General features: G+C 69.8%; 2 protein-coding genes. Both read left to right on the top strand.

Going from position 1 to position 3,795, the window contains the following annotated elements; genetic code table 11:
- The first annotated feature begins 195 nt into the window (after positions 1-195).
- Entirely contained in the window at positions 196-2,427 is a 2,232-nt protein-coding gene (locus tag ACFRCR_RS17585) for a polyribonucleotide nucleotidyltransferase (protein ID WP_377679352.1), read from the top strand.
- Position 2,428: 1 nt separating this feature from the next.
- Complete coding sequence (locus tag ACFRCR_RS17580) at positions 2,429-3,754, top strand: M16 family metallopeptidase (protein WP_377679350.1); 1,326 nt, start codon at positions 2,429-2,431, stop codon at positions 3,752-3,754.
- The last annotated feature ends 41 nt before the right edge of the window (positions 3,755-3,795 follow it).

The following is a 3,795-nucleotide window of genomic DNA, read 5'->3' as shown; positions in this document are numbered from 1 at the left end:
GGGCCGGGCTGGTCCGGTGTGAAGCACCCGTAAGAAAACCCACGCCGCCAGCCTTTCGTTCGGTCCTCGGTAGTGGCTCCCGGAACCCGCCTCGAGCGGGAAGACCGTGGGCCTCGATCGAAGACCGCCGAGCGTCGAGTGGATGCACCCTCGACAGGCACCGAAGGCGGCACTTCGAGAGTGAGGAGGGCACCCGTGGAGGGTCCCGAGATCGAATTCACCGAAGCAACGATCGACAACGGTCGCTTCGGAACCCGTACCGTCCGGTTCGAGACCGGACGCCTCGCGCGCCAGGCCGGTGGCTCCGCCGCCGCCTACCTGGACGGCGAGACCATGCTGCTGTCGACCACGACGGCCGGCAAGCACCCCAAGGACCAGTTCGACTTCTTCCCCCTGACGGTGGACGTCGAGGAGCGGCAGTACGCCGCCGGCAAGATCCCCGGTTCGTTCTTCCGTCGTGAGGGTCGCCCCTCGACCGAGGCGATCCTGGCCTGCCGCCTGATCGACCGCCCGCTGCGCCCCCTGTTCGTCAAGGGCCTGCGCAACGAGGTCCAGGTCGTCATCACCGTGCTCGCGATCCACCCGGACGACGCGTACGACACCCTGGCCATCAACGCCGCGTCGATCTCGACGCAGCTCTCCGGCCTGCCGTTCTCCGGCCCGATCGGCGCCGTCCGCGTCGCCCTGATCGACGGCCAGTGGGTCGCGTTCCCCAAGTACTCCGACAAGGAGCGCGCCGTCTTCGACATGGTCGTCGCCGGTCGTGTCGTGGGTGACGACGTCGCGATCACCATGGTCGAGGCCGAGGCCACCGAGGGTTCCTGGAACCTCATCAAGAACGAGGGCGTCGGCGCCCCGACCGAAGAGGTCGTCGCAGCCGGCCTCGAGGCCGCCAAGCCTTTCATCCGCACGCTCGTCGAGGCGCAGCAGGAGCTCGCGGCCAAGGCCGCCAAGCCCGTGCAGGACTTCCCGACGTTCCCGGACTACCAGGACGACGTCTACGCCGCGGTCGAGGCCGCTGCGACGGCCCGCCTGGGCGAGGCCCTGAGCATCGCCGACAAGCAGGACCGCGAGAACCGTCTCGACGAGATCAAGGCCGAGATCCAGGCCGAGCTCGCCGGCGACTTCGCGGGCCGCGAGAAGGAGATCTCCGCCGCGTACCGCTCGGTGCAGAAGAAGCTCATCCGCGCGCGCATCCTCACGGACGGCTTCCGCATCGACGGCCGTGGGCTCGCGGACATCCGTACCCTGTCGGCCGAGGTCGAGGTCCTGCCCCGCGTGCACGGCTCCGCGATCTTCGAGCGCGGCGAGACCCAGATCCTGGGTGTCACCACGCTCAACATGCTCCGCATGGAGCAGCAGCTCGACACGCTCTCCCCGGAGACGCGCAAGCGCTACATGCACAACTACAACTTCCCGCCCTACTCGACCGGCGAGACCGGCCGCGTGGGCAGCCCGAAGCGTCGCGAGATCGGGCACGGCGCCCTCGCCGAGCGCGCGATCGTGCCGGTGCTGCCGAGCCGCGAGGAGTTCCCCTACGCGATCCGTCAGGTCTCCGAGGCCCTCGGGTCCAACGGCTCGACCTCGATGGGCTCCGTGTGCGCCTCGACGCTCTCGCTCCTCAACGCCGGTGTGCCGCTGCGCGCAGCGGTCGCGGGCATCGCGATGGGCCTCGTCTCCGACACGGTGAACGGTGAGACCCGCTACGCGGCGCTCACCGACATCCTCGGCGCCGAGGACGCGTTCGGCGACATGGACTTCAAGGTTGCCGGTACGCGTGAGTTCATCACGGCCATCCAGCTCGACACCAAGCTCGACGGCATCCCCGCCTCGGTCCTGGCCGGCGCGCTGACCCAGGCCCGCGACGCGCGCCTGACCATCCTGGACGTCCTCAACGAGGCCATCGACGTGCCGGACGAGATGAGCCCCAACGCTCCTCGCGTCATCGCGGTCAAGGTCCCCGTGGACAAGATCGGCGAGGTCATCGGCCCCAAGGGCAAGATGATCAACCAGATCCAGGAGGAGACGGGCGCGGACATCTCCATCGAGGACGACGGCACCGTGTACATCGGTGCCACCGACGGCCCCTCCGCAGAGGCCGCCCGCGCGGCGATCAACGCGATCGCCAACCCGCACGTCCCCGAGATCGGCGAGCGCTTCGTCGGCACGGTCGTCAAGACGACGTCGTTCGGCGCCTTCGTCTCGCTGTCCCCGGGCAAGGACGGTCTGCTGCACATCAGCCAGATCCGCAAGCTCGTCGGTGGCAAGCGCGTCGAGAACGTCGAGGACGTCCTGTCGATCGGCCAGAAGGTCCAGGTCGAGATCGGCGAGATCGACCCGCGCGGCAAGCTCTCGCTGCACGCGGTCGTCGAGGGCTCGGACGACGCCCCGGCCGACGCCGAGGCACCTGCCGGGGACGACGCCTGACGTGCCCTGGAACCTTCCGCTCGTCCCCTCGGGTTCGCCCGAGGGTGAGCTGACCGCCGGGCAGGACGGGGCGACGATTCGTCGCTCGGTCCTGCCCGGCGGGGTTCGGGTCCTCACCGAGTCGATGCCGGGCCTGCGCTCGGCGACCGTCGGAGCATGGGTCGGCGTCGGCTCGCGCGACGAGACCGACGGTCACTTCGGCTCCACGCACTTCCTGGAGCACCTGCTCTTCAAGGGAACTGCCCGCCGGTCCGCGATGGACATCGCCGAGGCGTTCGACGCCGTCGGCGGTGAGGCCAACGCCGCGACCGGCAAGGAGCACACCTGCTACTACGCTCGCGTGCTCGACTCCGACCTGCCCATGGCGGTCGACGTCATCACCGACATGGTGACCTCGGCGCGCCTCGACGAGGACGAGCTCGAGACCGAGCGTGGCGTGATCCTCGAAGAGCTCGCCATGAACGACGACGACCCGTCGGACGTCGTGCACGAGGAGTTCGCGCAGGCCGTCCTGGCCGGGCACCCGCTGGGGCGCCCGATCGGCGGCACGCCCGACACCATCAACGCCGTGCCGCGCAGCGCCGTCTGGGAGCACTACCAGTGGCACTACCGCCCGGAGACGCTCGTCGTCGCCGCGGCCGGCGGGGTCGACCACGACACGCTGTGCGAGCAGGTCGCGACCGCGCTCACGACCGGTGGCTGGGACCTCGACCCTGCGGGCACGCCTCGCGCTCGCCGCGACAGCGCCGACGTGCAGGGCGTGGGGATCGAGGGCGTCGAGCTCACGATCCGCCGCACCGTCGAGCAGGCCAACGTCATCATCGGCGGCACGGGTCTGTCCGCGACGGACGACCGCCGTTTCGTGCTCTCGGTGCTCAGCGCCGTCCTCGGTGGTGGCATGAGCTCGCGGCTCTTCCAGGAGATCCGTGAGAAGCGGGGCCTGGCGTACTCGACGTACTCGTTCGCGTCGGGTCACGGCGGCATCGGGACGTTCGGCCTGTACGCGGGCTGCGCGCCCTCCAAGGTCGACCAGGTCACCGAGCTCATGACGAGCGAGCTCGAGAAGCTCGCCGAGTCGGGCATCACGCAGGCCGAGCTGGACCGGAGCATCGGTCAGCTCTCCGGCGGGCTGGTGCTGGGCCTGGAGGACTCGGGCTCGCGCATGAGTCGCCTGGGCAAGTCGGAGCTCGTGTTCGGCGAGCTGCTGAGCGTCGCCGAGTCGCTCGAACGGATTCGTTCGGTGACGTCCGACGACGTGCGCAAGCTCGCGGAGGAGCTCGCCTCCCGCCCGCGCTCGACGGTACGCGTCGGTCCGTTCGGCGACTGAGTCCCACAACGTGAACGAGGAGGGCCGGTGCGCATCACGCG

It is taken from the genome of Oerskovia sp. NPDC056781 (assembly GCF_042789955.1).
Classification (GTDB): Bacteria; Actinomycetota; Actinomycetes; order Actinomycetales; family Cellulomonadaceae; genus Oerskovia; species Oerskovia rustica.
This window is presented reverse-complemented; position numbering and strand designations above follow the sequence as displayed.